This window comes from Bifidobacterium sp. LH_417, from assembly GCF_056357035.1.
Genome location: NZ_JBKEVI010000011.1, coordinates 71,494 through 95,174 on the forward strand (window position 1 = coordinate 71,494; position 23,681 = coordinate 95,174).

At 65.9% G+C, this 23,681-nt stretch carries 21 protein-coding genes and 1 tRNA gene; 3 read left to right on the plus strand and 19 right to left on the minus strand.

The annotated features are described in order from the left end of the window. Positions 1–7 precede the first annotated feature (7 nt). Positions 8–3,178: an alpha-mannosidase gene (locus AC1AYR_RS07755; protein ID WP_101622731.1), complete on the plus strand. Its 3,171-nt coding sequence runs from the start codon at positions 8–10 to the stop codon at positions 3,176–3,178. A gap of 94 nt (positions 3,179–3,272) precedes the next feature. Here AC1AYR_RS07755 and AC1AYR_RS07760 read toward each other — a convergent pair whose 3' ends face one another. The 9 genes from AC1AYR_RS07760 to tkt form a co-directional block, all read right to left on the minus strand. Further along, the gene (locus AC1AYR_RS07760) at positions 3,273–4,502 is read right to left on the minus strand and encodes an MFS transporter (RefSeq protein ID WP_101622732.1); all 1,230 of its coding nucleotides are present in this window, start codon (positions 4,500–4,502) and stop codon (positions 3,273–3,275) included. Positions 4,503–4,733: 231 nt separating this feature from the next. Beyond that, entirely contained in the window at positions 4,734–5,630 is an 897-nt protein-coding gene (locus AC1AYR_RS07765) for a carbohydrate kinase family protein (protein ID WP_101622733.1), read from the minus strand. 54 nt (positions 5,631–5,684) lie between these two features. Beyond that, a complete protein-coding gene (locus AC1AYR_RS07770) occupies positions 5,685–6,905 on the minus strand; it encodes an ROK family transcriptional regulator (RefSeq protein ID WP_101622734.1) in 1,221 nt (406 codons plus the stop codon). Positions 6,906–7,089: 184 nt separating this feature from the next. Further along, entirely contained in the window at positions 7,090–8,241 is a 1,152-nt protein-coding gene (locus AC1AYR_RS07775) for an ROK family transcriptional regulator (RefSeq protein ID WP_101622735.1), read from the minus strand. Between the two features lie 165 nt (positions 8,242–8,406). Then, the gene (locus tag AC1AYR_RS07780; protein WP_101622736.1) at positions 8,407–8,928 is read right to left on the minus strand and encodes an NUDIX hydrolase; all 522 of its coding nucleotides are present in this window, start codon (positions 8,926–8,928) and stop codon (positions 8,407–8,409) included. Further along, complete coding sequence (locus tag AC1AYR_RS07785; RefSeq protein WP_101622797.1) at positions 8,925–10,532, minus strand: aminopeptidase P family protein; 1,608 nt, start codon at positions 10,530–10,532, stop codon at positions 8,925–8,927. The genes AC1AYR_RS07780 and AC1AYR_RS07785 overlap by 4 nt, the downstream gene beginning before the upstream one ends. Before the next feature lie 70 nt (positions 10,533–10,602). Next, positions 10,603–11,964, minus strand: coding sequence for a branched-chain amino acid transport system II carrier protein (brnQ, locus tag AC1AYR_RS07790; RefSeq protein WP_101622798.1), 1,362 nt, complete (start codon positions 11,962–11,964; stop codon positions 10,603–10,605). Positions 11,965–12,169: 205 nt separating this feature from the next. Next, entirely contained in the window at positions 12,170–13,273 is a 1,104-nt protein-coding gene (gene tal / locus AC1AYR_RS07795) for a transaldolase (RefSeq protein ID WP_034526112.1), read from the minus strand. A gap of 118 nt (positions 13,274–13,391) precedes the next feature. Further along, complete coding sequence (gene tkt / locus AC1AYR_RS07800; protein ID WP_034526114.1) at positions 13,392–15,500, minus strand: transketolase; 2,109 nt, start codon at positions 15,498–15,500, stop codon at positions 13,392–13,394. A gap of 398 nt (positions 15,501–15,898) precedes the next feature. Here tkt and hrcA point away from each other — a divergent pair, with 398 nt between their 5' ends. Together hrcA and dnaJ are read left to right on the plus strand one after the other, a co-directional pair. Continuing rightward, on the plus strand, positions 15,899–17,119 hold the full coding sequence (gene hrcA, locus AC1AYR_RS07805; protein ID WP_476512178.1) for a heat-inducible transcriptional repressor HrcA: 1,221 nt from the start codon (positions 15,899–15,901) through the stop codon (positions 17,117–17,119). Between the two features lie 69 nt (positions 17,120–17,188). Further along, on the plus strand, positions 17,189–18,349 hold the full coding sequence (dnaJ, locus tag AC1AYR_RS07810) for a molecular chaperone DnaJ (RefSeq protein ID WP_476512177.1): 1,161 nt from the start codon (positions 17,189–17,191) through the stop codon (positions 18,347–18,349). Between the two features lie 314 nt (positions 18,350–18,663). On the opposite strand, the gene AC1AYR_RS07815 is transcribed toward dnaJ, so the two are convergent. The 10 genes from AC1AYR_RS07815 to AC1AYR_RS07860 all read right to left on the minus strand — a co-directional run bounded on the left by AC1AYR_RS07815 (position 18,664) and on the right by AC1AYR_RS07860 (position 23,622). Next, on the minus strand, positions 18,664–19,416 hold the full coding sequence (locus AC1AYR_RS07815) for a phage tail protein (RefSeq protein WP_476512176.1): 753 nt from the start codon (positions 19,414–19,416) through the stop codon (positions 18,664–18,666). 13 nt (positions 19,417–19,429) lie between these two features. After that, complete coding sequence (locus AC1AYR_RS07820; RefSeq protein ID WP_476512175.1) at positions 19,430–20,035, minus strand: phage tail tube protein; 606 nt, start codon at positions 20,033–20,035, stop codon at positions 19,430–19,432. Positions 20,036–20,047: 12 nt separating this feature from the next. Beyond that, complete coding sequence (locus AC1AYR_RS07825) at positions 20,048–20,422, minus strand: hypothetical protein (protein WP_476512174.1); 375 nt, start codon at positions 20,420–20,422, stop codon at positions 20,048–20,050. Further along, positions 20,419–20,706: a hypothetical protein gene (locus AC1AYR_RS07830; RefSeq protein WP_476512173.1), complete on the minus strand. Its 288-nt coding sequence runs from the start codon at positions 20,704–20,706 to the stop codon at positions 20,419–20,421. The genes AC1AYR_RS07825 and AC1AYR_RS07830 overlap by 4 nt, the downstream gene beginning before the upstream one ends. An 8-nt stretch (positions 20,707–20,714) precedes the next feature. Next, positions 20,715–21,062 (minus strand): hypothetical protein, encoded by a 348-nt coding sequence (locus AC1AYR_RS07835; RefSeq protein WP_476512172.1) that lies wholly within the window; start codon positions 21,060–21,062, stop codon positions 20,715–20,717. Continuing rightward, positions 21,059–21,478: a Gp19/Gp15/Gp42 family protein gene (locus tag AC1AYR_RS07840; protein ID WP_476512171.1), complete on the minus strand. Its 420-nt coding sequence runs from the start codon at positions 21,476–21,478 to the stop codon at positions 21,059–21,061. Before AC1AYR_RS07840 ends, AC1AYR_RS07835 begins: the two co-directional genes overlap by 4 nt. Before the next feature lie 14 nt (positions 21,479–21,492). After that, entirely contained in the window at positions 21,493–22,002 is a 510-nt protein-coding gene (locus AC1AYR_RS07845; RefSeq protein WP_476512170.1) for a hypothetical protein, read from the minus strand. A gap of 11 nt (positions 22,003–22,013) precedes the next feature. Further along, positions 22,014–22,895, minus strand: a complete 882-nt coding sequence (locus AC1AYR_RS07850) for a phage major capsid protein (protein WP_476512169.1) — start codon at positions 22,893–22,895, stop codon at positions 22,014–22,016. Positions 22,896–22,950: 55 nt separating this feature from the next. Next, positions 22,951–23,445, minus strand: a complete 495-nt coding sequence (locus tag AC1AYR_RS07855; RefSeq protein WP_476512168.1) for a helicase — start codon at positions 23,443–23,445, stop codon at positions 22,951–22,953. A 96-nt stretch (positions 23,446–23,541) separates the two neighbouring features. Beyond that, positions 23,542–23,622, minus strand: a tRNA-Tyr gene (locus tag AC1AYR_RS07860). Positions 23,623–23,681 lie beyond the last annotated feature (59 nt).

A 23,681-nucleotide genomic window follows, 5' to 3' on the forward strand; every position in this document is an offset into this window, starting at 1 on the left:
CTGCACCATGCGATTCGATCCGGAACATGAGCTGAGACGGTGCGACCGTGTCATCGCGCAACGCGTCGCGCCATACGTCCATGTCACCATGTCCGCGTGCACGGTGCGTGCGGCGGACAATCCAGGCGAGCCCGAGCCGGCCTCCGCGTTCCTCGCGCGCGCCCGAAACGGAACCGCGGAATTCCGGCCGTTCCCGATACCCGGGCCATGGGGGACGACGTGGGGCACCACCTGGTTCGAGGTGACCGGTCGCGTCGATCGCGCGGCGACCCGCGGCCGCGACGTGGAACTCGTGACGGACCTTGGCTGGAACCGTCCGGACTGGCCGGGATTCCAAGCGGAAGGGCTCGTCTACCGGGCCTACGGCACGGTGGTCAAAGCCGTCAATCCCCGCAACCGGTGGGTGCCGCTCATCCGCGCCGACGGCACGGACATCGCCGGTCTCGACGAGGACGGTCGGTTCACGCTCTACCTCGAAGCCGCGTGCAATCCCGACCTGAGCGAGTCCACCGGCTTCGCTCCCACGACGCTCGGCGGCGATCCCACCGGCATACGGGATCTGCCGTACACGGTGAACCGCATGGACGTCACCCAGTTCGACCGCGACCAGTTCGCCTTGATGATGGACCTCGAGACGGCGTCCGGTCTCGTCCGCGAGCTCGCGGACGATGATCCGAGACGATGGCGGCTCGCCAAAGCGCTCAAACGCGCGTTGGACGCCTACGACGAACACGACCGCGAGACCACCGTCCCGCAGGCGCGCGCCGAACTCGCCGGAGTGCTCGCCGCGCCGGCCGCCGCGAGCGCGGTACGGCATGTCGCCGTCGGCCACGCGCACATCGACACCGCATGGCTGTGGCCGATGCGCGAGACCCGGCGCAAGGTGGCGCGTACCGTCGCCAACGTGCTCGCCCTCATGGACGAGGACCCCGACATGACGTTCGCGATGAGCTCCGTCCGACACTACACGTGGCTCGAACACGACCATCCAGACCTGTTCGCCCGGATGCTGCATCGCATCGACGAAGGCCGGTTCATCCCCGTAGGCGGCATGTGGGTCGAAGCCGACATGATGATGCCCACCGGTGAATCGCTGGTACGCCAGTTCACCACCGGTCTCTCCTACTGCCGCAACCATCTCGGCGTGAGACCGCGCGGCGTCTGGCTCCCCGACTCGTTCGGCTTCGACGCCGCTCTGCCACAGATCGCCCGACGCGCCGGATTCGACTGGTTCCTCACCAACAAGCTCTCCTGGAACGACACGAACCGTCCCGACCATCACGCCTTCCTGTGGGAGGGTATCGACGGCACGCGCATCCTCGTCCACATGCCGCCGTCCGCCACCTACGGATCCACGATGGAGATGAACGAGCTCATGCGCTCGCAACGCGACCTCACCGACAAGGACCTTGTGGACGACGCGATCATCCTCTACGGGCACGGCGACGGAGGAGGCGGTCCCACCCGAGAGATGGCCGCGCGAATCCGCCGCGCGCACGACCTCGAAGGCGCCCCGAAGGTCGCCTTCGGCACACCCGACCAGCTGTTCGCCGCGTTGCACCGCGACATCGTCGACGACGTGCAGAACGAGACACCCGTACGACGCGGCGAACTCTACCTCGAACTTCACCGCGGCACATACACGGCGCAGCAGGAGATGAAACGTCGCTGCCGAGAGGAGGAATCCCTGCTGCGCGTCGTCGACCGTCTCGTTGCGACGGCGCTCGTGCACGTTCCCGGCTATGAGCCGCCGCGCGCCGAACTCGACCGTATCTGGAAACGTCTGCTCGTCAACCAGTTCCACGACATCCTGCCCGGCACCGGCATCGCCCGCGTCCACCGCGAAGCGCGCGACGTCTACGCACAGGACATCGCACGGCTGCATGAACTCGCGACGGAGACGACGCGTGCGCTGCTGCGCGACGCCGCCATCGCCGACAGGAATGAAGCCGTCACGGAACGGGAAGGATGCGATGCCACCCTACCGAACGCGTCCGGGACATCGACGGCACGCGACGGTTCCCGCTGCGACACTGGACAATGCGAACGTCCGGTACGCGTCACGCGCGACGACGCCGGCGTGACGTTCGACAACGGCCTGCTGCGCGCGCACATCACCACGGAAGGCGCCGTGAACTCCCTGATCGACCTCGCCGTCGACCGCGAGATCGTGCCCGAGGGGACGGCCATCGGCCGTTACGAACTGCTGCGCGACGAGCCGTCGCAATGGGACGCATGGGAATTGGAACGCGACGCGTTCGACACCGCCATGCCGCTCACGGATGCGGCACTCGCCGATGTCGCCGTCGCGGCGGACGGCACGGCGACGGCCGTGGGCATCGTCGCGACGGACGGCGTGCGCATCCGCACGCGCATCGTGTTGCGCCCGGACGCTCGCTCGCTCGACTTCCACGCCGATGTGGACTGGCATGCGCAGGAGCGTATGCTCAAGGTCGACGTTCCCGTGGCCGTGCGCACTGACCGCGCGCGGTTCGAATGCCCATACGGATTCGTGGAACGGCCGGTCACGGCCGGTCCGCTCGGGGAGAATCCCGCATACGAGAGCTGCACGGGGCGGTTCGTGCGCGTCGCTGAGACCGGGTACGCGGTCGCCGTCGTGAACGGGTCCACTTACGGTGCCGACGTGTCGTCGGTCCGCCGCGATCCGATGCAGGGGAGCTATGGCGGCGTGATGGTCCGGTTGTCGTTGCTGTCTTCTCCGCGATATCCGGATCCGGATGCCGACATGGGACGGCACTCGTTCGACTGGTCGGTGCTCGCCGCGGCGGACATGCCGGCGACGTTTGCCGAGGCCGTGCGGCTCAACACGTCGGATGTCGATGGTCTGGCCGATGTCGCGCCGCTTGCCTCGCTCGACCACATGCGAGGCCTGGTGGTGCTCGACTGGGTGAAGCCCGCCGACGATGATTCCGGCGACATCATCCTGCGTCTGGTCGAGGCGGCGGGCGGTCGGGCGAAGGTGACGCTGCGTCTCGATCCTGCGCTTGACGGATGCTCGGTCATGGAGACCGATCTGTTGGAGGAGGAACCTCCTGGACCGGATCTGCCGCGCGCGCTCGAGATCGAGACGCCGGCCGGACGCGACGGCGTGCCGCTCGTCTTCGGCCCGTTCCAGCTGGCGACGCTGCGCATCCGGAGACGCATGCGGAGACGATGAAAAGGGGTGGGGTTCTTCCGGAAACGATTTCCGGAAGAACCCCACCCCTTAGGTCAGGTTCGCGGTCGTGGACCGTTCACCTCGGCGAAGGCGATCAGGCCTCGGCCTTCTTGCCTTCGATCAGCTTGTAGCCGAAGCCGATGACGAGCACGTAGACGCAGCCGACGGCCATCACGATGATGCCACCGAACTGGCCGGCCGCGTCGGCCGCGACACCCATGATCGGCGGGAAGATGGCGCCGCCGATGAGGCCCATGAGCATGAGGCCGGAGATCTCGTTCTGGCGCTCCGGACGGTACATGAGCGCGTGGGAGAGGAACAGCGAGAACACGTTCGAGTTACCGAAACCGACGAGGGCGACGGCGGTCCAGAACAGCCACTGCGGCGGGTCGTTCGGGGTGAGCGTGAACACGGCGAAGCAGACGGCGGACAGCGTCATGATGACGCCGCAGATGCGCATGCCGAGCTTGTTGCTGATCTTCTGGAGCACGATGCCGCCGGTGAAGCAGCCGATCATACGGGCGATGAAGTAGACCATCGTCGCGTTGGTGGCGACGGTCAGGGCGATGTCGGTGTGCTCCATGAGGATGCGCGGCGCCTGGGCGTTGATGCCGACGTCGACGCCCACGTGGGCGACGATGCCGAGGAAGCACAGGAAGACGATGCCGTCGGAGAACAGCAGCTTGAAGCAGCGGCCGATGGTGGTGGTGCCGGCGTCCGGAGCGGGCTCGTCGATCTTGTCGAACGCGAGCCAGATGTAGCCGATGATGCCGACGACCAGGTAGATCACGAACAGGATCCACCACATGTTGAGCTGGTTGAAGCCCCACGCGGCGATGTACGGAGCGAACAGGGAGGCGAAGGCCTTGACGAACTGGCCGGTGGTCAGCGTGGAGGCGAGCTTGTCGCCCTTGACGAACACGGTCAGCAGCGGGTTGAGGGACACCTGCATGAGGGTGTTGCCGATGCCGAGGAACGCGAAGGAGATGACGATCAGGACGAGGCGGGCGGTACCGGAGAAGGCGACGTAGCCGATGATCGGCAGGGCCATGGCCACGAGCGTGACGAGGATGGACCACAGCACGGTCTTGCGGCGGCCGATCTTGTTCATGAGGATGCCGGTCGGCACGGAGAAGATGAGGAACCAGAAGAACACCATCGTGGTGAACAGGTTCGCGGTGCCGTCGGCCAGAGAGAACTCCGCCTTGACGTAGTTGGTGGCCGTGCCGACGAGGTCGACGAAGCCCATGACGAAGAACGCCAGCATCACCGGGGCGATCTTGGCGAAACCGGCATTGCCGGTCTTGGTGGTTTCGTTGCTCATTGTAATAATTCCCTTTTTCCTGTAATGAGACTGACGAAATAATCGATATTCAGTTATGGCTTGCCTTGGGCGGCGGGTTTTGTCCCCGCGCCGGGACGGTCGTCGAAAAGCAAGTGATGCTGGGACGGCGGTGTCCCGGCGCGAAACGGGCGCCAAGGAAAGGTGGCGGGTGACCGTCCTTCGCGTCATGCGACAGGACGGTCACGATGCCGCGTCATGCGGCGGACGGACTCACTTGCCGGCTTCGGCCAGGTAGTCGGTCATGTGAGCCGGGTACTCCGGCCAGGCGCCGTTGGCGGTGCACACGAAGGCGGCGGTGTTGACGGCCTTGCGGTGCGCCTCGGTGAGCGTGTCGCCCAGCAGGATGCGGGCGGTGAAGGTGCCGGAGAAGGAGTCGCCCGCACCGACCGTGTCGACGACTTCGACGCGCGGGGTGTCCACGGTGGAGATCTCGCCGTTCTTGGAGATGATCGTGGAGTAGGCGGAGCCGGCGGTCAGGATCACGTAGTCGAGCTTGTACTGCTCGAGGAACCAACGGCAGGCGTCCTCGCCGGAGGTGCCGCGGATGTCGAACATGTCGCGCAGGAGCAGCAGCTCCTCGTCGTTGATCTTGAACACGGTGGCGGCCTCGAGCAGCTCTTCGATGAGCTCCTTGGAGTAGTGGTCGCCGCGCAGGTTGATGTCGAAGAACTTCATCGCGCCCGGCTTGGTGTGCTTGAGCAGCTCGGTGATGGTGGCGTGGGACTCGGGGGAGCGCAGGGCCAGGGTGCCGTAGCAGACGGCGTCGGCCTGCTCGACGACCTCGATGAGCTGCTTGGTGTACAGGATGTGATCCCAGGCGACGCCCTTGACGATGGTGTACTCCGGGATGCCGTTGCGCAGCTCGACTTCGACGGTGGAGGTCGGCCAGGCGTTGCGCTGGATGACGGCGTGGATGCCGGCCTTGGCGGTCTCGGCCAGGAGCTCGTCGCCGAGCTCGTCCTCACCGACGGCGGAGACGGAGTAGCCGTCCGCGCCGTTCATCATCGCGTGGTAGGCGAAGTTCACCGGGGCGCCGCCGGCGCGCTTGCCGGAGGGGAGCATATCCCACAGGAGTTCGCCGAGGGAGAGAACGATGGGCTTGGACATGGTGGTTCCTTTCCTTCTGTTGTTTTTCCGTATGGAAAATCTTGGGTTTCGCGGTCAGCTCAGATCGAAGAACATCGAGGGGTGATCAAGGAACTGGGTGGCCGCCACCGCCGCGGTACCACATACGGTCGCGTCGGTGGGCATGGTGGACAGTCTGATTTCGGTGGAGTCGCAGATCTCGCGGATCGAGCGGCTGCGCACCGTGGCCTGCACTTCGTCGAGCAGCAGGTGTCCCGCTTCGGAGACGATGTCGCCGATGATGATGAGCCGGGGGTTGAACGTGTTGAAGATGTTGACGCATCCGTAGCCGATGTATCGGCCGATGCGCCGGACCATCTTCACGGCGCTGTCGACGCCTTCCCGTGCAAGCGCGAACAAGGCGCGGGCCGCATCCGTGTTGCTCATCAATTCGGCGTGGGGTACGGGGCCTCCCTCCTCGATAAGCATCTCCCGGATGGCGGGGGTGGAGCAGTAGCGTTCGAGGCAACCGCGGTTGCCGCAGTCGCACGGTTTGCCGTCGATATCGATGGAGACGTGGCCGATTTCGGTGGCGGCTCCGAGCGCGCCGTTGATGATGCGTTCGTTCTCGATGACTCCCAGGCCGACGCCTTCGCCGACGAGGAAGTAGGAGATGTCGTCCTCTCCGTGCGATTCGGGATCGAACAGATAGTGGGCGAGCGCGCCTGCGCGGGCGTCCTGCTCGACGAACACCGGTACACGGAAGGCGTGGCCGAATTCCTCGATGAAGTTGACGTCGCGCCATCCGAGCATGGAGGAGACGACGGCCGTGCGGCCTTCGTCACGCATGTAGGGGCCGGGTACGGCCATGGCTATGGCGATGATGGAGGGGTCGGCATCGAGTAGCGACTGGAGCCGAACGTGCATGAGACGGACGGCTTCGCCGATGGTCTCGTTGGTGACCGGCGGCAGGTCCTCAAGGCCGAGCGTGTTGCCGCACAGGTCGAACACGCCGACCTGCACGAGCGAACGTGCGAACTTGACACCGATGATGTGGAATCGTTCGGTGTCGAGCATCAGTCCGATGGAACGGCGGTTCTTCGCGCCTTCCATGTCGCCGGTTTCCTCGATCGCGCCGGCTTCGATGAGCTGTGCGGTGATCTTGGTGATGGCGGCGGGGGTGAGGTTCAGTGATTTGGCGATCTGAGCCCTGGAACTGACCCCGTTGTGGTAAAGGTGCTGGAGTACGCGGGAACGATTGGATTCCGCCACCGTCGCCTGGGATGTCGTGGTGTTGGCTTGTGTGCTGCTGTTCATCTCGACACCTCCTTGCGCGATTGACCGGCTGTCCGCTCGTCGTTGAATCTGAACTTCGCTGACATATTAACGCGGTTAATGCATGAACGCAATTAAGATTTCATGTGGCGTGTCGTGTCGATGTACGCGTGTCGCGCTGGTTGAAGTGCTATGTGACGGACTGATGTGGCTGAGCGCTCCCGTGTCATGCCGATTCGAGATGACGCATCGTCGCGGCTACGGCGGCCCCGCGCAAGGCGATGCCGGCTCCCTGCTGGCATCGCCTGATGCGGGTGCGCTCGTGGAAGTCGGATACGGTCATCGCGTCCAGACGGTTCTGCGCCGCGTCCAGGAACGTGCCGTTGACGATGTCGGCGGGGCCGTACACGCATACGTCGTCGATGTCGAGCAGGCCGATGGGCATGGCGATCGCGGAGGCGAAGTACGAGCCGGCATCCTGCAGGACCGCCGTCCTGCCGTTCGCGTCGGCTCCGGACATGCGTGCCCTCAACGCCGGAGCGCCGATCAGCGTCTCCATGCAACCGTGTTTGCCGCATGGGCATGGCGGCCCCTGATCCGGGTCGAGGGCGATATGGCCGATCTCGCCGCCCGCGTCATGCTCGCCGAGCACCGGCACGTCGTCGATGAGCGTCGCGGCGGCGATGCCCCGGCCGATTTTCACGAACATAAGGTTCGATTCGGCATCGCCGAAGAACCGTTCGGTGATCATGGAGGCGATCGTATCGTTGACCACGGTCACGGGAACGGGAAACCGTGCGCCGACCGCGGCGGCGAGATCGATGTCGCGCCATCCCAACGCCGTGGATTCGCGGATGACGCCGTCGCTGACCACTCCGGGGGTGGCGATGCCGATGCCGATGAGCGAGTCGCCGTCGATATCGGATCCGAGCCGGTCCACGAGCCGGATGATATCGTCCGGATCCATGCTCGCGTCGGGTTCCAGCGCGATCTCCATGTGATTCTGCGGCGTGCCCCTGAGATCGGTGACCGCCCCCTCGACGAGACGATCCTGGGACAGGTCGACGCCGATGACGTGCAATCGCGTCGGATCGACGGCGAGCAATGTGGCGCGCTTGCCTTTGCCGCTCACACTCGTCGCGTGTCCGCTCTCGCGGATGAGTCCCTCATCGATCATGCCGTTGACCACATCGGATACGGCGACGCGGGACAATCCGGTGATACGGCTCAACTCGGCCCGCGAGCGCGCGTCTGAGGGGAACAGCAGATTGAAGATGAGCGTACGGTTCATGCGTCGCACGTCGGACGGACTGGCCTTGCCGGGGTGCCCTCCGTGGACGATCAGCGGCAATGGCCGTGTGCGGGTCTGCGGGGTCATGCGACATCTCCTTGCCTGAGGCATCCGTTTCCGTCGTCGTTGATGGGCGGATGCGCGTCCCCGTAACCGCCGGACGCACTGTCTATCGATGATGTCTCCCCATTATACGAGGCGTATGAAAGCGCCGACCCGTCCGGCGGGAAACCGGCAGGTCGGCGCTGGGAATCATCGGCGTTCGCCGTCGAACACGAAGAGCGCGTGGGCGTCACCCGCGGCTTTGTTCTCGATGTAGGTGCGGAACAGGGCGAGACGTTCCACGGTGCTTCGCGCCAGAGGCTCGGGCAGTTCGTCCATGGGGAACCATCCGACGGACAGGCTTTCGTCGTCGCCGACGAACGGCTCCGCGTTGCCGCCCGGCTTCAACGCGCACAGGAACGAATGATCCATGTATTGCGCGTTGTCGCCGTTCGCGTAGGTGATGACGCGCGTATCCGAGGTGACTGCTACCAGGTCGGTGACGACCGCATCCACGCCCGTCTCCTCCTTGATTTCACGCACCACCGTGTCGGCAGGCTGCTCGCCCGGTTCGTTGATGCCGTACACCATCGCCCACTCGCCGGTGTCCGAACGGCGGCCGAGCAGCACGCGGCCTTGATCGTCCAGCACGCAGCCGGTCACGCCGATCAGCCACAACGGGTCATGGCCGATCTTCTTCCTCAGATCCAGGATGAACTGCGGGGTCGTCATGCGATGGCCTTCCCTGCGGCCTCGGCGCGTTCGCGCATCCACTCCTCGACGTCGTCGATTTGCTTCGGGATGCCGGCGGAGATCCATTCGGGGCCGTCCTCGGTCATGAGCACGTCATCCTCGATGCGGATGCCGATGCCACGGTACTCCGGCGGGATGAGCAGGTCGTCCTCGCGGAAGTACAGGCCCGGCTCGATGGTGAAGATCATGCCCGGACGGATCGTCGCGCCCTGATAGGACTCGAACCGCGCCTGCGCGCAGTCGTGCACGTCGAGTCCCAGATGGTGCGCCACGCCGCATGCAAGCCAACGGCGATGCTGCTGGCCCTCGGGGGAGAGGGACTCCTCCACGTCCACCGGCAGCAGGCCCCATTCGTGCAGGCGCTCGGCGATCACGCGCATGCAGGCGTGATGGATGTCCGAGTACGTGGCACCCGGCTTCGCCGCCTCGAACCCGGCCTGCTGGGAGTCCAGCACCGCCTGGTAGAGGCGCTTCTGCAGATCCGTGAATTTCCCGTTCGTCGGGAAGGTGCGGGTGATGTCCGCCGTGTACAGCGAATCGACCTCGACGCCGGCGTCGACGAGCAGCATATCGCCCGACTTCACGACGCCCGTGTTGCGCATCCAATGCAGGATCGGGGCGTGCGGGCCGGAGGCGACGATTGAATCGTAACCGACCGTGTTGCCCAGTTCGCGCGACACCGCGTTGAACGCGCCTTCGAGGATGCGTTCCGACCGGGGCTTGTCGAGCGCCTTCGGCAAGGAGGAGAGCAGACGGTCGAAACCGGCCTTCGTCGCGGACACGGCCTTGCGCATCTCGCCGATCTCATACGCATCCTTGACCATGCGCGCCTCGGACGTGAACTCGTGCAGCTTGTCGTCCGCCGCGGCATCGCGGTCGGGGTCGGCAGCGCCGTTCGTTTCGCGCACGGATTCGACGAGGGCGGTGATCTGCGGATCGGTCTCACGCATGACGCGCACGCGCACCGCGCCCGCCTCGCCGCCCACGTCCTTGGACAGGGCGTCGGCCAGCTGGGCGATGTCATGGGTCTCGATGCCGGTCATCGCCGTCATCTCCTTGAGACCGGCGCGCGGCCCCACCCAGTATTCGCCGTAGTGCGCGTTCATGAAGAAATCGGTGGTGGAATTGTCGGCGCGCGGGGCGACGAACAGCTCCGGCACATGCGTCTCGCCGGCCTTCGCTTCGGGCGAATCCGGGGCGACCGGATTGAGCACGAGCACGGCGCCCGCCTCGTAGTCCACGCCGAGACCCGTGTAGTAGGCGAACGCCGTATCCGGACGGAACATGTAGTCGCAGTCGTTGTTGCGCACCTTGGGCTGTCCGGCCGGAATCACCAGACGCTCGCCGGGGAACGCCGCGCCCAGGGCTTTGAGACGTGCGGGGGTGTACTTCGAGGATTCGAGCGGCTTGATGTCCGGCTCGTCGTCCGCCCAGCCGGAGCGCATGAACTCCTTGAACGCCTCGGAACGCGGGCGCAGCGAACGGTTGTTCACACGGTCGGCCATCGCCTGGTCGGCCCCCGGCGCGCTCGCGCGCTCCTCCGCCTCGTATTCCCTGTCCTTGTCGGTGACCACTTCACCCATGAAAACGCTCCTGTTCATCATCGGGGACTCGTTGACTCACCCTCATAGTAGTCGTCGCCGGCGGGACATGTCACGGACGGGTGGGACGGGCGTCTGTCGGAGGTCGCAGCAGCGAATCCACGATGCCGACGACGGCTCCCACGAGCGCGGGAACAAGCCATCCCAGCTGCTGCTCCTGCAACGGCAGCAGCAGGAGCAGGGAATCGAGCCACGGCAGCGATCCGCCGAAGACCACGGCCAGCGAGGCGATGCACGTGGCGACGGAGGGGACGGCGGCCAGCAGGATCGTCCATGGGTAGACGCGCGGGAAATGCGCTCCGAACACATGATGCGTCAGCGCGAGCAGCACGAGCACGATGGCGAGCGGGTAGAGCGCGGACAGCACGGGCACGGAGACCTTGATGATCGCGCTCAGCCCGGCGTTCGACACGATGAAGCTGAACACGGTGAAGATCACCTGCCATGCGCGGTAGCTCACGTCACGCCCCGCGATGGTGCGGAACCTCGTGTGGAAGTAGGTGGCGCACGTGCAGATCAGCCCGGTGCACACGTTGAGGCACGCGATGACGAACACGACGCCGAGGAACGCGGTGCCGGAGGCACCGAACACCGACGAGGTGAGGTTGGTGAGCACGGTCGCGCCTGTGTCCGTGGAGGAGTCGATCGCCGTGATGCCGCCCGACACGACGCCCACATAGCTCAACGCGCCGTAGATGATGACGAGCAGCACACCGGTGCCGATTCCGGCGAATGCGGTCTCGCGGCGCACTTCGTTCTCGTCGTCGACCTGCTGGGCGCGGATGTTCGCGGAGATCACGATGCCGAAGTACAGTGCGGCGAGCAGATCCATCGTCTGATAGCCGTCGAGGAAGCCGCGTGCCAGCTGGTTCGTCGCGTAGTCGCCGCTCGGGTGTGGTGCCGTGCCGCCGTGGACGAGGCATGCGACGAACAGGATGGCGATGAGTGTCAGCAACAGCGGGCCCATGAAACGTCCCAGCACCTTGGACAGCCGTTCGGGATGCTGGGCGAAGACGAACGCCAATGCGAAGAACACGGCCGAGTAGACCAGCTGAGCCGCCCACGTGGACGAATCCGGCGTGAACGGCGCCACCATCATCTCGAACGAGGTGGTCGCGGTGCGGGGAATCGCGAAGCACGGGCCGATGGTGAGGATGATCGCGAGACCCAGGAACAACGAGAAACCGGGGGAGACGCGCGAGGCGAGCGCGTCGAATCCGCCGGCGAAGGTGACGGCGATGACGCCGAGGATCGGTAGGCCGACCGCGGAGACGATGAATCCGACGCCGGCCGGCATGATGGCGAAACCGGCCTGAGCCCCGACGAACGGCGGGAAGATGAGATTGCCCGCTCCGAAGAACATCGAGAAGAACGTGAACGTCATCACCAGACGTTGCCTTGCGGTCAGATGCATGCGATAGGCCTCCTTGTTCCGGTCGTCCGTTTCCGGCGCCGTGTTCGTGCGGCGGGGACGGTCCATCCATGGAACCTCCTCCTCGCCGTGTGTTTCCGAGTGCCACCATAACCGCAAAGGCTCCCGGCCTTGCGGTCGGGAGCCTTGTGATTCCAGCTATTCAGCCGTTATGTGGACGCATGGCATCCGCATGCGTGCGCCTGTCTCAGCCGTTGACACGGTCGATGCCGGACTGCACGTCGGCGATGACCGAATCCCAGGACTTGATGAAGGCGGCGACGCCGTCGGCCTCGAGCTTGTCGGTGACGGCCTTGAAGTCGATGCCGAGGTCGGCCAGCTTGGCCATGACGGCGTGGGACTCCTCGTAGGTGCCCTTGATGGTCGGGGCGCCGTTGCCGTGGTCGGCGAGGGCGTTCAGGGTCTTCTCCGGCATGGTGTTCACGACGAACGGAGCAACGAGCTCGTCGACGTAGACGCAATCGGAGTAGGCCGGGTTCTTGGTGCCGGTGGAGGCCCACAGCGGACGCTGCTTCTTGGCACCCTTGGCTTCCAGCGCGGCCCAGCGCGGGTCGTTCGCGAACTTGTTCTCGAACAGCTCGTACGCGATGCGGGCGTTGGCGATGGCGGCCTTGCCTTCGAGAGCCTTGGCCTCGTCGGTGCCGAGGGCCTCGAGCTGCTTGTCGACCGCGGTGTCCACACGGGAGACGAAGAAGGAGGCGACGGAGCCGATGTGCTTGAGGTCGTGGCCGTTGGCATCAGCCTGGGCGATGCCTTCGATGAAGGCGTCGATGACCTGCTCGTAGCGCTCGAGCGAGAAGATCAGGGTAACGTTGACGGAGATGCCCTTGGCCAGGGTGGCGGTGATGGCCGGCAGGCCTTCCAGAGTCGCCGGGATCTTGATCATCGCGTTCGGACGGTTGACCTTCTCCCACAGCTCGACGGCCTGCTTCTCGGTGTTCTCGGTGTCGTGGGCCAGACGCGGGTCGACCTCGATGGACACGCGGCCATCGACGAAGTCGGTCTTCTCGGCGATCTCGCGGAAGATGTCGGTGGCGTTGCGCACGTCGGTCGTGGTGAGCTCGCGGATGGCGGTCTCGACGTCGACCTTGCCGAGTTCCTTGAGCTGCTCGTCGTACGGGCCGACCTGGCTCAGGGCCTTCTGGAAGATGGACGGGTTGGTGGTCACGCCGACGACGTTCTTGTTGGCGATGAGGTCCTGCAGGGAGCCGGACTCGATGCGGGAGCGGGACAGGTCGTCCAGCCAGATGGAGACGCCGGAGTCGGACGTACGCTGCGTTGCTTCAGTCATTGTTTTCCTTCCTAACCGTTCCATGCCGCTTTCGCATGGAACACATCTGATATGTGATTGGGGCAGGGGCGGCGTCACCGCGTCATACACGCACGACGCGGTGACGCCGCCCGACGGATCACTTGGCGGCTTCGACCTCCGCGATGGATGCCTTGGCGGCCTCCACCACGTGCTCGGCGGTGATGCCGAGGTCGATCATGTTCTGCGCGCCATCGCCCTGCAGACCGAACTGCTCGATGGAGACGGGCTTGCCGTAGGAGCCGAGGTACTTGTACCACGGCATGGCAACGCCGGCCTCGACGGAGACACGGGCCTTGACGGCGGCCGGAAGCACGGCCTCCTTGTACTCGGCGTCCTGCTCCTCGAACCATTCGACGGACGGCACGGACACGACGCGGGCCTTGACGCCCTCGCCGGCCAGGGTCTTGGCGGCGGCGACGGCCCACTGAACCTCGGAGCCGGTGGCCATGATGATGACGTCCGGGGTGCCCTCGGTGTCGACCAGGACGTAGGCGCCCTTGCGCACGCCGTCCTTGGCCTTGGCCGCGGTCTCGGCGAGCACCGGGATGCCCTGGCGGGACAGCACCATGGCGGCCGGCAGCGTGTTCTTCTTCTCGAAGAAGTAGCGGTAGGCCTCGGCGGTCTCGAAGGCGTCGGCCGGGCGGACGACCTCGAGCTGCGGGATGGCGCGGAAGGAGGCCAGGTGCTCGACCGGCTGGTGGGTCGGGCCATCCTCGCCGACGGCGACGGAGTCGTGCGTCCACACGTACAGGTTCGGGATCTCCATCAGCGCGGCCAGACGGACGGCGGAGCGCTCGTAGTCGGAGAACATGAAGAACGTGCCGCCGAACGGACGGGTGTGGGAGCCCAGCAGGATGCCGTTGGTGATGCAGCCCATGGTGAACTCGCGCACGCCGAAGTGCAGCTGACGGCCGAACTCGCTGCAGACCGGCCACTGCTTGGTGGCGCACTCGGCCGGAGCGAAGGTGGCGGCGCCCTTGAGGTCGGTCTTGTTGGAGCCGCCGAGGTCGGCGGAGCCGCCCCACAGTTCCGGCATGACGGCCGCGATGGCGTTGAGGACGGAGCCGGAGGCGCCACGGGTGGCGACGTTCTTGCCGACTTCGAAGGTGGCCTCGAGGTCGTCGATGGCCTTGTCGAAGCCTTCCGGCAGCTCGCCGGCCTTCAGACGGTCGTACAGGGCGGCCTTGTCCGGGTTGGCCTTGCGCCAGGCGTCGAACTTCTCGTCCCATTCCTTGTGGGCCTCGAGGCCGCGCTCGGCGACCTTGCGGGCGTGGGCGAGGGCCTCCTCGTCGACGTGGAAGTTCTCCTCCGGGTCGTAGCCGAGGATCTTCTTGAGGCCGGCGACGGCCTCGGCGCCCAGCTTGGAGCCGTGGGAGGACGGATCGTTGGTCTTGCCCGGGGTCGGCCACGCGATGAGGGTGTCGACCTTGATGAGCTTCGGCTGGTCCGGGGCGGCGGCCTCGGCCTTGGCGATCACGTCGGCCAGGCCCTCGACGTCCTCCTTGTAGGAGCCGTCGGGCTGGATGAAGCTGAACTCGTCGGTGTACCAGCCGTACGCCTGGAAGCGCTTGAGCACGTCCTCGGCCAGCACCAGGTTGGTGTCGCCTTCGATCTGGATGCGGTTGGCGTCGAAGATCACGGTGACGTTGCCGAGCTTCTGGTTGGCGGCCAGGGCGGCGGCCTCGCCGGAGATGCCCTCCTCGATGTCGCCTTCACCGCAGATGGCCCAGATCTTGTGGTAGAACGGGGAGTCTTCCTTCGGGGTCTCCGGGTCGAGCAGGCCGCGCTGGAAACGCTCGCCGTACGCGAAGCCGATGGCGGAGGCGAAGCCCTGGCCCAGCGGGCCGGTGGTCATCTCGATGCCCGGGGTCAGGCCGTACTCCGGGTGGCCCGGGGTACGGGTGTCCGCGCCGCCGCGGAAGTGCTTGAGGTCGTCCAGGGTCAGGCCGTAGCCGGAGAAGTAGAGCTGGACGTACTGGGTGAGGGAGGCGTGGCCGCCGGAAAGAATGAAGCGGTCGCGGCCTTCCCAGTTGGGATCGTTCGGATCGTGCTTGATGAAGTGCTGGTACAGGGTGTAGGCGATGGGCGCCAGGGAGACGGGGGAACCGGGGTGGCCGGAACCGGCGTTCTCAACCGCGTCGGCCGACAGGACCTTGGCCATCTTGATGGCGCGCTCGTCCAGCTCGGTCTCCTTGAATTCGGTCATGGATGTCTTTCCTTCCGCTTGGTCGGGCCGCGTATCCGGCTTGTGCCGGGCGCTGTCGCCCTCACATTGCGTTACCCATGCTACCTTCATTTCGCGACGTAGCGTTTTGATTTTGGCGTGTTTTGGTAACTTCTGTTCCGTTAGCGTTCACATAATGTGTTGCTACGCTGGCGATGAACGCGTTAGCACTCGAAATGGAGGAGTGCTAATACAATGAGGTATCGCGATGGCGCGCGTGGAGAACGGTTTTCCGCGGTCGATCGGATCGGTCCGGGCCCTGTTCCGGTCACGTGCTCGCGTGTCGCGTGGCGTTCGCGACCATGACGTGAAGCGTCGTGGAACACGACATGAATCATGGATGAAATGTACCCGCAAGGTACGTAACGAAGGAGGTGCGCATGCCGCAGACGAGACGCATGGTGGTGCTGCGCGCCGTCATCGAGGACTATATCCGCTCCCAGGAGCCGGTGGGTTCGGCGGCGCTCACCAAACAACACGATCTGGGAGTCAGCTCGGCCACCATCCGCAACGACATGGCGGCGCTCGAGGAGGAGGGGTATCTCATCCAGCCGCACACGTCGGCGGGACGTGTACCCACGGAAAAGGGATACCGGTATTTTGTGGATCGACTTGCCACCGTCGTTCCCCTGTCCGGGGCGCAACGGCGGGGCATCGACGGATTCCTGTCCGGATCGGTCAGTCTGCAGGACACGCTGCAACGCGCCGCACGGCTCCTCGCCCGCATCACCGGGCAGGTCGCCGTCGTCGCCTCCCCGTCGCTTTCGAAATCCACGTTGCGGCACGTGGAGCTGGTGCCCGTCGCGATGACTACGTTGCTGGCCGTCATCATCACCGACACCGGGCGTGTCGCACAGCATGCGCTCGTCGTGTCCGATATGCCGCAGGCCGATCTGCTTACCCGATTCACCAACGCCGTCAATGCCGAATGCGCGGGATTGTCCCTCGCGCAGGCGGCACAGCGGATCCGCGCCTTGGGCGCCGACCGGCGGTTCCACGAGATCGAAGCGCTCTCCCTGCAACTCGCGAAGGCGTTCAATGCCATGCACGACGACGAGCGCGGCAGCGAACTGTACATGTCGGGCGCATCCAGCCTCGCCCACCAGCGCGCCGTCGCCGACCTTGCGCCGTTGTTCGACGCGTTGGAGGAGCAGGTCGTGTTGATGAAGCTGATGAGCGCGCTCAGCGAGGAGACGGCGCGCGGCGACGGCGTCGGCGTGGCCATTGGATCGGAGACGCACACACCCGGACTGCTCCACGCGTCGGTCGTCACCAGCGGATACGGCAGGACGGAGACCGCCGACGATGCAGGCCGCGACGCGGAGGGAGATATCGGAGATATCCAGGCATCGGCGGACGAAGCGGATCGAACCCATGTGGGCGTTCCCGTCGCCGACGTCCAGGATCAGGGCGGCGAACCGGTCGCCTTCATCGGGTCGATAGGTCCCACCCACATGGACTATGCGAACACCATCGCCGCCGTACGTGCCGTGGCGCGCTACCTCACCGCGTTCCTGGCCAATGGCGACGGTCCCCGCCGCGATTCTCCCGGAAGGGAGCGCGAAGCGCCCCCGGCGGCATACCCGGACGACGCCGGATAGCCTCCGACGCTGACCCCTCCTTATGGCACAATGACCCGCTAGCAACCAACAGACATAAAGGAACGAACCGTGGCAGACTACTACGAGGTGCTGGGCGTCGACCGCACCGCGAGCGACGACGAGATCAAGAAGGCGTACCGCAGGATGAGCCGCAAATACCATCCCGACATCGCCGGCCCCGAATTCGAGGACAAGTTCAAGGAAGTCAACAACGCCTACGAAGTGCTGAGCGACCCCGACAAGCGCCGCATGTACGATTCCGGCGTCGATCCGAACAACCCCAACGCCTCCGCCGGATTCGGAGCCGGCGGCTTCGGCGGCATGGGCGATATGGGTGACGTGTTCAGCACGTTCTTCGGCGGAGCGTTCGGCGGTGGATCGCAGGGGCCGACCCCGCGCACCCAGCCCGGACGCGACGCGCTCGCCAGCATGACCATCGACCTGAAGACCGCGGTCTTCGGCGGCACCGAGCAGGTGCGCATCACCACGTTCGGCCTGTGCCCCGACTGCTCCGGTTCCGGTTCCGCCGACGGGTCGAAACCCTCCACGTGCCCGGACTGCCATGGCAGCGGCTACCGTCAGAAGGTCGTGCGCACGATGCTCGGCCAGATGATGACCTCCGCGCCGTGCGAGCGGTGCGAAGGCCACGGCGACGTGATCTCCAAGCCCTGTCCCTCGTGCATGGGGCACGGTCGCGTGCGGGTCACCCGCAACGTGGGCGTCAAGGTTCCCGCCGGCATCGGCGACGACTCCCGCATCCGTCTCGCCAGCCAGGGCGAGGTCGGCGAAGGAGGCGGCCCGGCCGGCGACCTCTACGTGGACATCCGCATCCGTTCCAACAAGCAGTTCACGCGCGACGGCGACGACCTGCACTGCTGGGTGCGCGTGCCGATGAGCTGGGCCGTGCTCGGCCACGATCTCGAAATCGACACCTTCGACGGCGAACGCACCGTGACCGTGCCTGCCGGATGCCAGCCGGAGGACACCGTCACGTTGAAGGGACTCGGCGTGACCCGCATGCGCGAGCAGGGGGAGCGCGGCGATCTCATCGCGCACATCGCCGTCGAGATCCCCACCAGGCTCGACGACGAGGAACGCTCCCTCATCGAGCGCTTCGCCGCCTCGCATGACGGAGACGCCACCCACGTGGCGCAAAGCTCCCGCCCCGCCACCGGCGGCCAGTCCGGCAAGAAGGGCTTCTTCTCGAAGCTCAAGGACGCGTTGAGCTGATAGGGGGTTGCGAAATGGCCGCTTTCCCATACAGGAGTAAGGGAGAGCGGCTTTTCCATTATTGATGATTTTATACGGTTTTACACTGTTTTTAGGAAGAATGTGGGCAAAAATCCACGCTTGGAACGACGTCGCTCCAACGGGAAAACCGCCCCGAGCTTCCAAGCACTGTGGGAGGTCGGGGCGGTTCTTTATTGAGATGTCAATCTTACTTGCCGGCGAGTCGCATCGGGTTGTAGGTGACGCCGAACGCGGCGGCGATCACTTGGCGTTGAGTCGCATCGGGTTGTAGGTGACGCCGAACGCGGCGGCGATCACTTGGCGTTGAGTCGCATCGGGTTGTAGGTGACGCCGAACGCGGCGGCGGTGATGCCGGCGGCGAGTCCGGTGACGATCGCGGCGCCGGAGAACGTGGTCCATCCGCGGCCGCTGAACGGGCCCTGTTTGGCCGGCGAGTGGGGGATGAACGAGGCAATCTTGTCGAGGACTCCCTTGACGACGTCCGTGGCTTTGCCGGCCACGCTCCTGATGCCGTCCGCGAGGCCGTTGATGATCGCGGCTCCCGCGTCCTTGAGCCAGTCGCCGGCTCCGGAGAAGAATCCGGTGATCTTGTCCTTGATGCCGGTGACGGTGTTCACGACGGCCTGGATGCCGTTGCTCGCGGCGGTCTTGATGCCGTCCCAGATGCCGGAGAACACGGTCTGGATGCCCTGCCATGCCATGCTCCAGTTGCCGGTGAACACTCCGGTGATGAATGTGATGACGCCGGTGAGCACGGTGATGATCCCGTCGATGGTGTCCATGATGCCTTGGATGACGGGCATCATGTTCGTCATGACGGTGTCGATGACCTGGGTGACGATGGGCATGACCTGCTGGATCGTGGCGAGCAGTTGGGGGAGCACCGCGGGCACGAATCCGCTGACCGCGTCGAACAGGGGGGTGAGCGCGGGCAGCACCGTGTTCACGAACATGTCGGCGAGCTGCTGGACGGTCACGCCTTTGACGGTGATGGCGTGCGGCCCGGTCTTGGGCTTGTGGTCCTGCGGGGTGTGCTGCTGGCTCATCCGCGGCCTCCCGTCACTTGTCGGCGCCGGCGTCGCCGGTGCCGGTGTCCGCGCCGGTGTCGGCGGGCTTGCTGACGTATTCGATCGAGGTGACGCCGTCGCCCATGTCGTTGAGCGCGCAGGTCACGTCGTAGGCGCTGGGGTCGCCGGCGTGTTCCTGGCGGTCGCCGAACTCGGCGCGGGAGGCCATGCCGGCCACGAGGCGGTCGAGCACGCCGCCGGTCTTGACGAGTTCGAACACGAGGACGAACGTCTCGTCGGACGGCATCGTGTGCCTGATGGTCATGTTCTTGTCCTGGCCGTCGACGTTGTCGCCGCCGTAGCGGAGTCTCGCGGCCTCGGCGCGGAGGACCTCGAGGAGCACGAACTGCGCGGATTCCGCGTAGCTGCTGATGACCTTGAGCACGGTGCTGCCGTTCGCGTCCTTGACCTCGGTGTTGTCGGTGTCGGTCGTCAGGGTGATGCCGTCCTCGTTCAGGTAGCCGAGGAGCTTGTAGGCGGCGGGCAGCGGGGTGGCCGCGTCCGTGGGCAGGGGCGTGCCGGCCGGCGCCCAGTACGCGTAGCCGCCGATCCTGAACTTGCCGAGCGTCACATTGGTCGCGTCGTTCGTTTCGGCCATGATGGTTCCTTTCTACATGCCCGCCTGGAGGGTGGGCTGGATGAGTATCTGATAGCGTGCCCGCCCGTCCGGGGCGGGGAAGTGGGTCATGCCGGTCACGTCCACGTCGGCGACCGGCGCGAGTTCGACGAGGCGTCGCAGGCGGGGCAGGACGAGCCGTGCGGCCGCGTCCGCGACCTCGTAGGTGCTTGTGCCCCATATCTGCACGGCGACGAGGGGGCGGGAGCGGAACCGTTCCTCCACGCCGCCGGTGCGTTCCACGGTGACGAACCGGGATGGCCGGGCGGCCGTGGAGCCGGCTGGCACGTCCATCGACGCGGGCCAGTCCTTGAGCTCGGGGTCCGTGTTGAGCCAGTCGATGACGAGTTTCTCGACGGGCCGCATCATGCGCCTCCCTCGCCCAGCGCCTTGACGAGCGTGTTGTGCTTCGCGTTGTGCCGGCGGCATCCCAGGTCCCCGCTGCTGGTGACGATGGCGATGCTGCCGCGGTCGGTGGGGATCGCGTGCTCCGCGTGGAAGCGCGCGTGTTCGGGGTGTCCGCATTCGCTTCGCGCGCGGTCGTTGGCGCGCGCGGCGACCTTGTCGGCCTCCGCGTTGACCGCGCCCAGGGTGCGTGGGTCGCGGCGCATCGCGGTGAACGCGGCGAGGTCGAGTCTCACGGTGGATGACATGACGGCTCCTATCCTCTCGTGTCGGCCAGTTCGACCATGAGGTTCCAACGGGTGGGCGTGAGCCCGCCGTCGGCGGGCAGCGGGTCGCCGATCACCTCGAAGGCGCGGCCGCGCACGGTGACGAGCGCGCCCCTGAGGCTCCGGTACGTCCAGAGTCTCGGGAACGCGCACGTCAACGCGACGGCCACGCCCTCGGGCCGGTTGGCGTCCGTGGCGTTCGAGCCGGCGCCGGGCTTGACGAGCACGTCGTCCACGGTCTCGGACTCCTCCCGCCAGACGGGATCGTTGCCCTCGTCACGCGTCCCGGCGTCCACGCGCCAGGTGACGGTGACGGTCTCCCCGTGCATGCGGCTCATACGGCCTCCCCGTTCGACAGGTCGACCGACCACATGCGCTGCACGCCCACGCCGAGCGACCGTTTCTCCGACCGCGTCAGATACAGGTCCCCGTCGGGATTGCTGTATGAGAGGCTTTCGCTGAAGCCGTTCGCGGTCTGCGTGCCCTGGGACACGCCCGCCCAGTCGGCGTTGAGCATGGCGCGTTTGACCATCTGGCAGGTGACGCGCCGCAGCGTCGACATGGACGCCCGCGCCCACATGGGACAGTCGGTCATGATCTTGTCCGACGCGTCCTCCAACAGGGTGGCCGCCGTCAGCCGCTCGCCGCCGGACAGGACGCGCCACCGGGATTCGAGGTCCACGACCGACGCGAACGGCGGGACCGGGGCGGGAACCGCCCCCGTCGAACCGTCCGCGGATGGCGTGCCTGCCATCGTGGGACCTCCCTCTACTGGATGCCGGCCGGCTGGTCGGCCGGCTGGTCGGAGGACGCGGCCGCCGTGGTCACGGTGACCGCGGCCGTGGTCTTGTCGCTGAACGTGACCGTGCCGCCCGTGACCTTGCCGGACGCGTCCACGGTCAGGGCGAGCGCAGTGACCGACCTGCCCGCCGGCCCGGCCGGGCCGGCGGGGCCCGTGGCCCCGGTAGCGCCCTTCGCGCCCGCCGGACCCGCGGGGCCCGTGTCGCCCTTGAGGGTGGCCGGGTCGACGAAATCGAAGCCCGTGCCGTCCGCCTTGACCTGCGGCACCTTGGAATGGCCCGTGCCCGCATCGTAGCCGGCCAGCATCGCCGGCGTCAGCGACCCCGCGGCCGGAACCACCGGCGTGGAGGAGCCGCCGGCCGTGATGTCGACAGGGTTGCCGTCCGCGTCCACGAACACAGCTTCGGACGTAGCCTGATAAGGGTCGACGTGGCCGGCGGCTTCGGATGCGGCGAGCGCGTGGAGTTTGATTGCCATGTTCGCCCTCCTTACTTGGTGAGCAGCACGAAGCGGTTGATGTCGCGCACGCGGAAGCCGAACTCCATCTCGATGCGTACGGCGAACATGTTCTGCTCCCACAGGTTGACCTGCTTGCCGTCGATGGTGATGGTCGACTGGTCGGACACCGAGGTCTGGAGTCCCTGCGGGGTGCCCCATGCGGCGGACGCGAACTCGCCGGCGGCGCCCACGATCTCCGGCTTCGGCGTATCGCCGGTGACGGCGGGCACGTGCACGCCCTTGCTTACGTAAGTGCGGTTGCCGAGCACGGTGTTCACGTCGGCTTCGCCCATGGAGCCGAGGAACAGGGGACGACCGTTGTTGTCGGTCGCCTGACGCAGGATGCTGCGGCCCTGCGGGGAGAGCGCCCAGCCGTCCACGGTGCCGTCCGCTCCGGTGACCTTGTCGTCCGCGTCGTTCAGACTCTTCCACACGGTCTTGCCGAGCTGCACCTGCGGCGCATTGGCGAGCGTGTCGAAATCCGCGCCCGGCACGTCGCCCAAACCCATGATGGTCTGGTCGATCTTGCGGGCGATGGCCTGCGGCCCCTTGGCGATGACCTGCGCGGTGAGCGCGTCGAAGTCGCGGCGGAACTGGTTGGAGAACGGCAGGATGACAGCGATGGTGTACGGCACCATGTCCTTCTTGGAGAAGCCGACGCCGCTCTTGGGCTTGACAGCGCCTTCCTGCACCCAGTCGGCCACGGGGTCACCGGTGATGATGGGCACGCGCACTCCCTTGCCCGGCAGGTTGATCTGCGGGACGAGCTGCATGAACGCGCTCTGATAGGTCGCGGTCTGCCAGATGAGGTTCTGGGTCTCCGGCGTCAGGTCAAGACCGCCGGACTGTCGTGTCATAGTCGGGTCGACCATGAGAATGCTCCTTTCGAGCTGATGGGATGATGTGACTTGTGTCTTGTCGGAGGATTCAGAAGTTGATCAGGCCGAACGCGTGCCGGAAGTCGTCGGCGAGTGTGGAGCGCGGGTTTTCCGGCTGCACGTTGCCGTTGGTCGGCGCGGGGATGCCGGCCGGCTTGGTCTTCTCCGCGACGTACTCGTTGATGGCCTTCGCGTGCGCCTGCATGGCCTCCAGCGAATCGCCGACGATGAGCGACGCTGGCAGTCCCGACTCGTCGGCCACCTGCGAGCGCCACGCGTCGGCCTGCTTCTCGGCCTTCAACGCTTCGAGCTCCTTCTGGAGCTTCATGGTGCGGGCTTCGGCCTTCTGCGCCTCGGACATGCGCGACTCCTTGAGCTGTACCAGCTCGTCGGCCGCGGCCTTGTTGTCCTTGGCGCGCTTCTCCCACTCGCGCGAATGCGAGACGGCCTCGCGGTACTTCGCCTCCCAATCCGTGGACTGCGGTTCGCCGTGCGGCTCTCCCGCATCCTGCTGCGGCTGGCTGATGTTGGCTTCCTCGGCCATGATGTTCCTCCTGAATTGGTTGATAGGGGCCCGTTCCGGGCATGAAAAAACCACCCGTGCGGGTGGTCATAAACAGAAAAATGGTTATAGGAGGAGTGGCGGGTGCAGGATTCGAACCTGCGAGGCAATTGCGGCCGCTTTACAGGCGGCTCCGATCGACCGCTCCGGCAACCCGCCGAACGTTTTGTGGTATGATTGGAGAAGGGAAACGGTTGTCCCGTGCAGACTTGAAATAA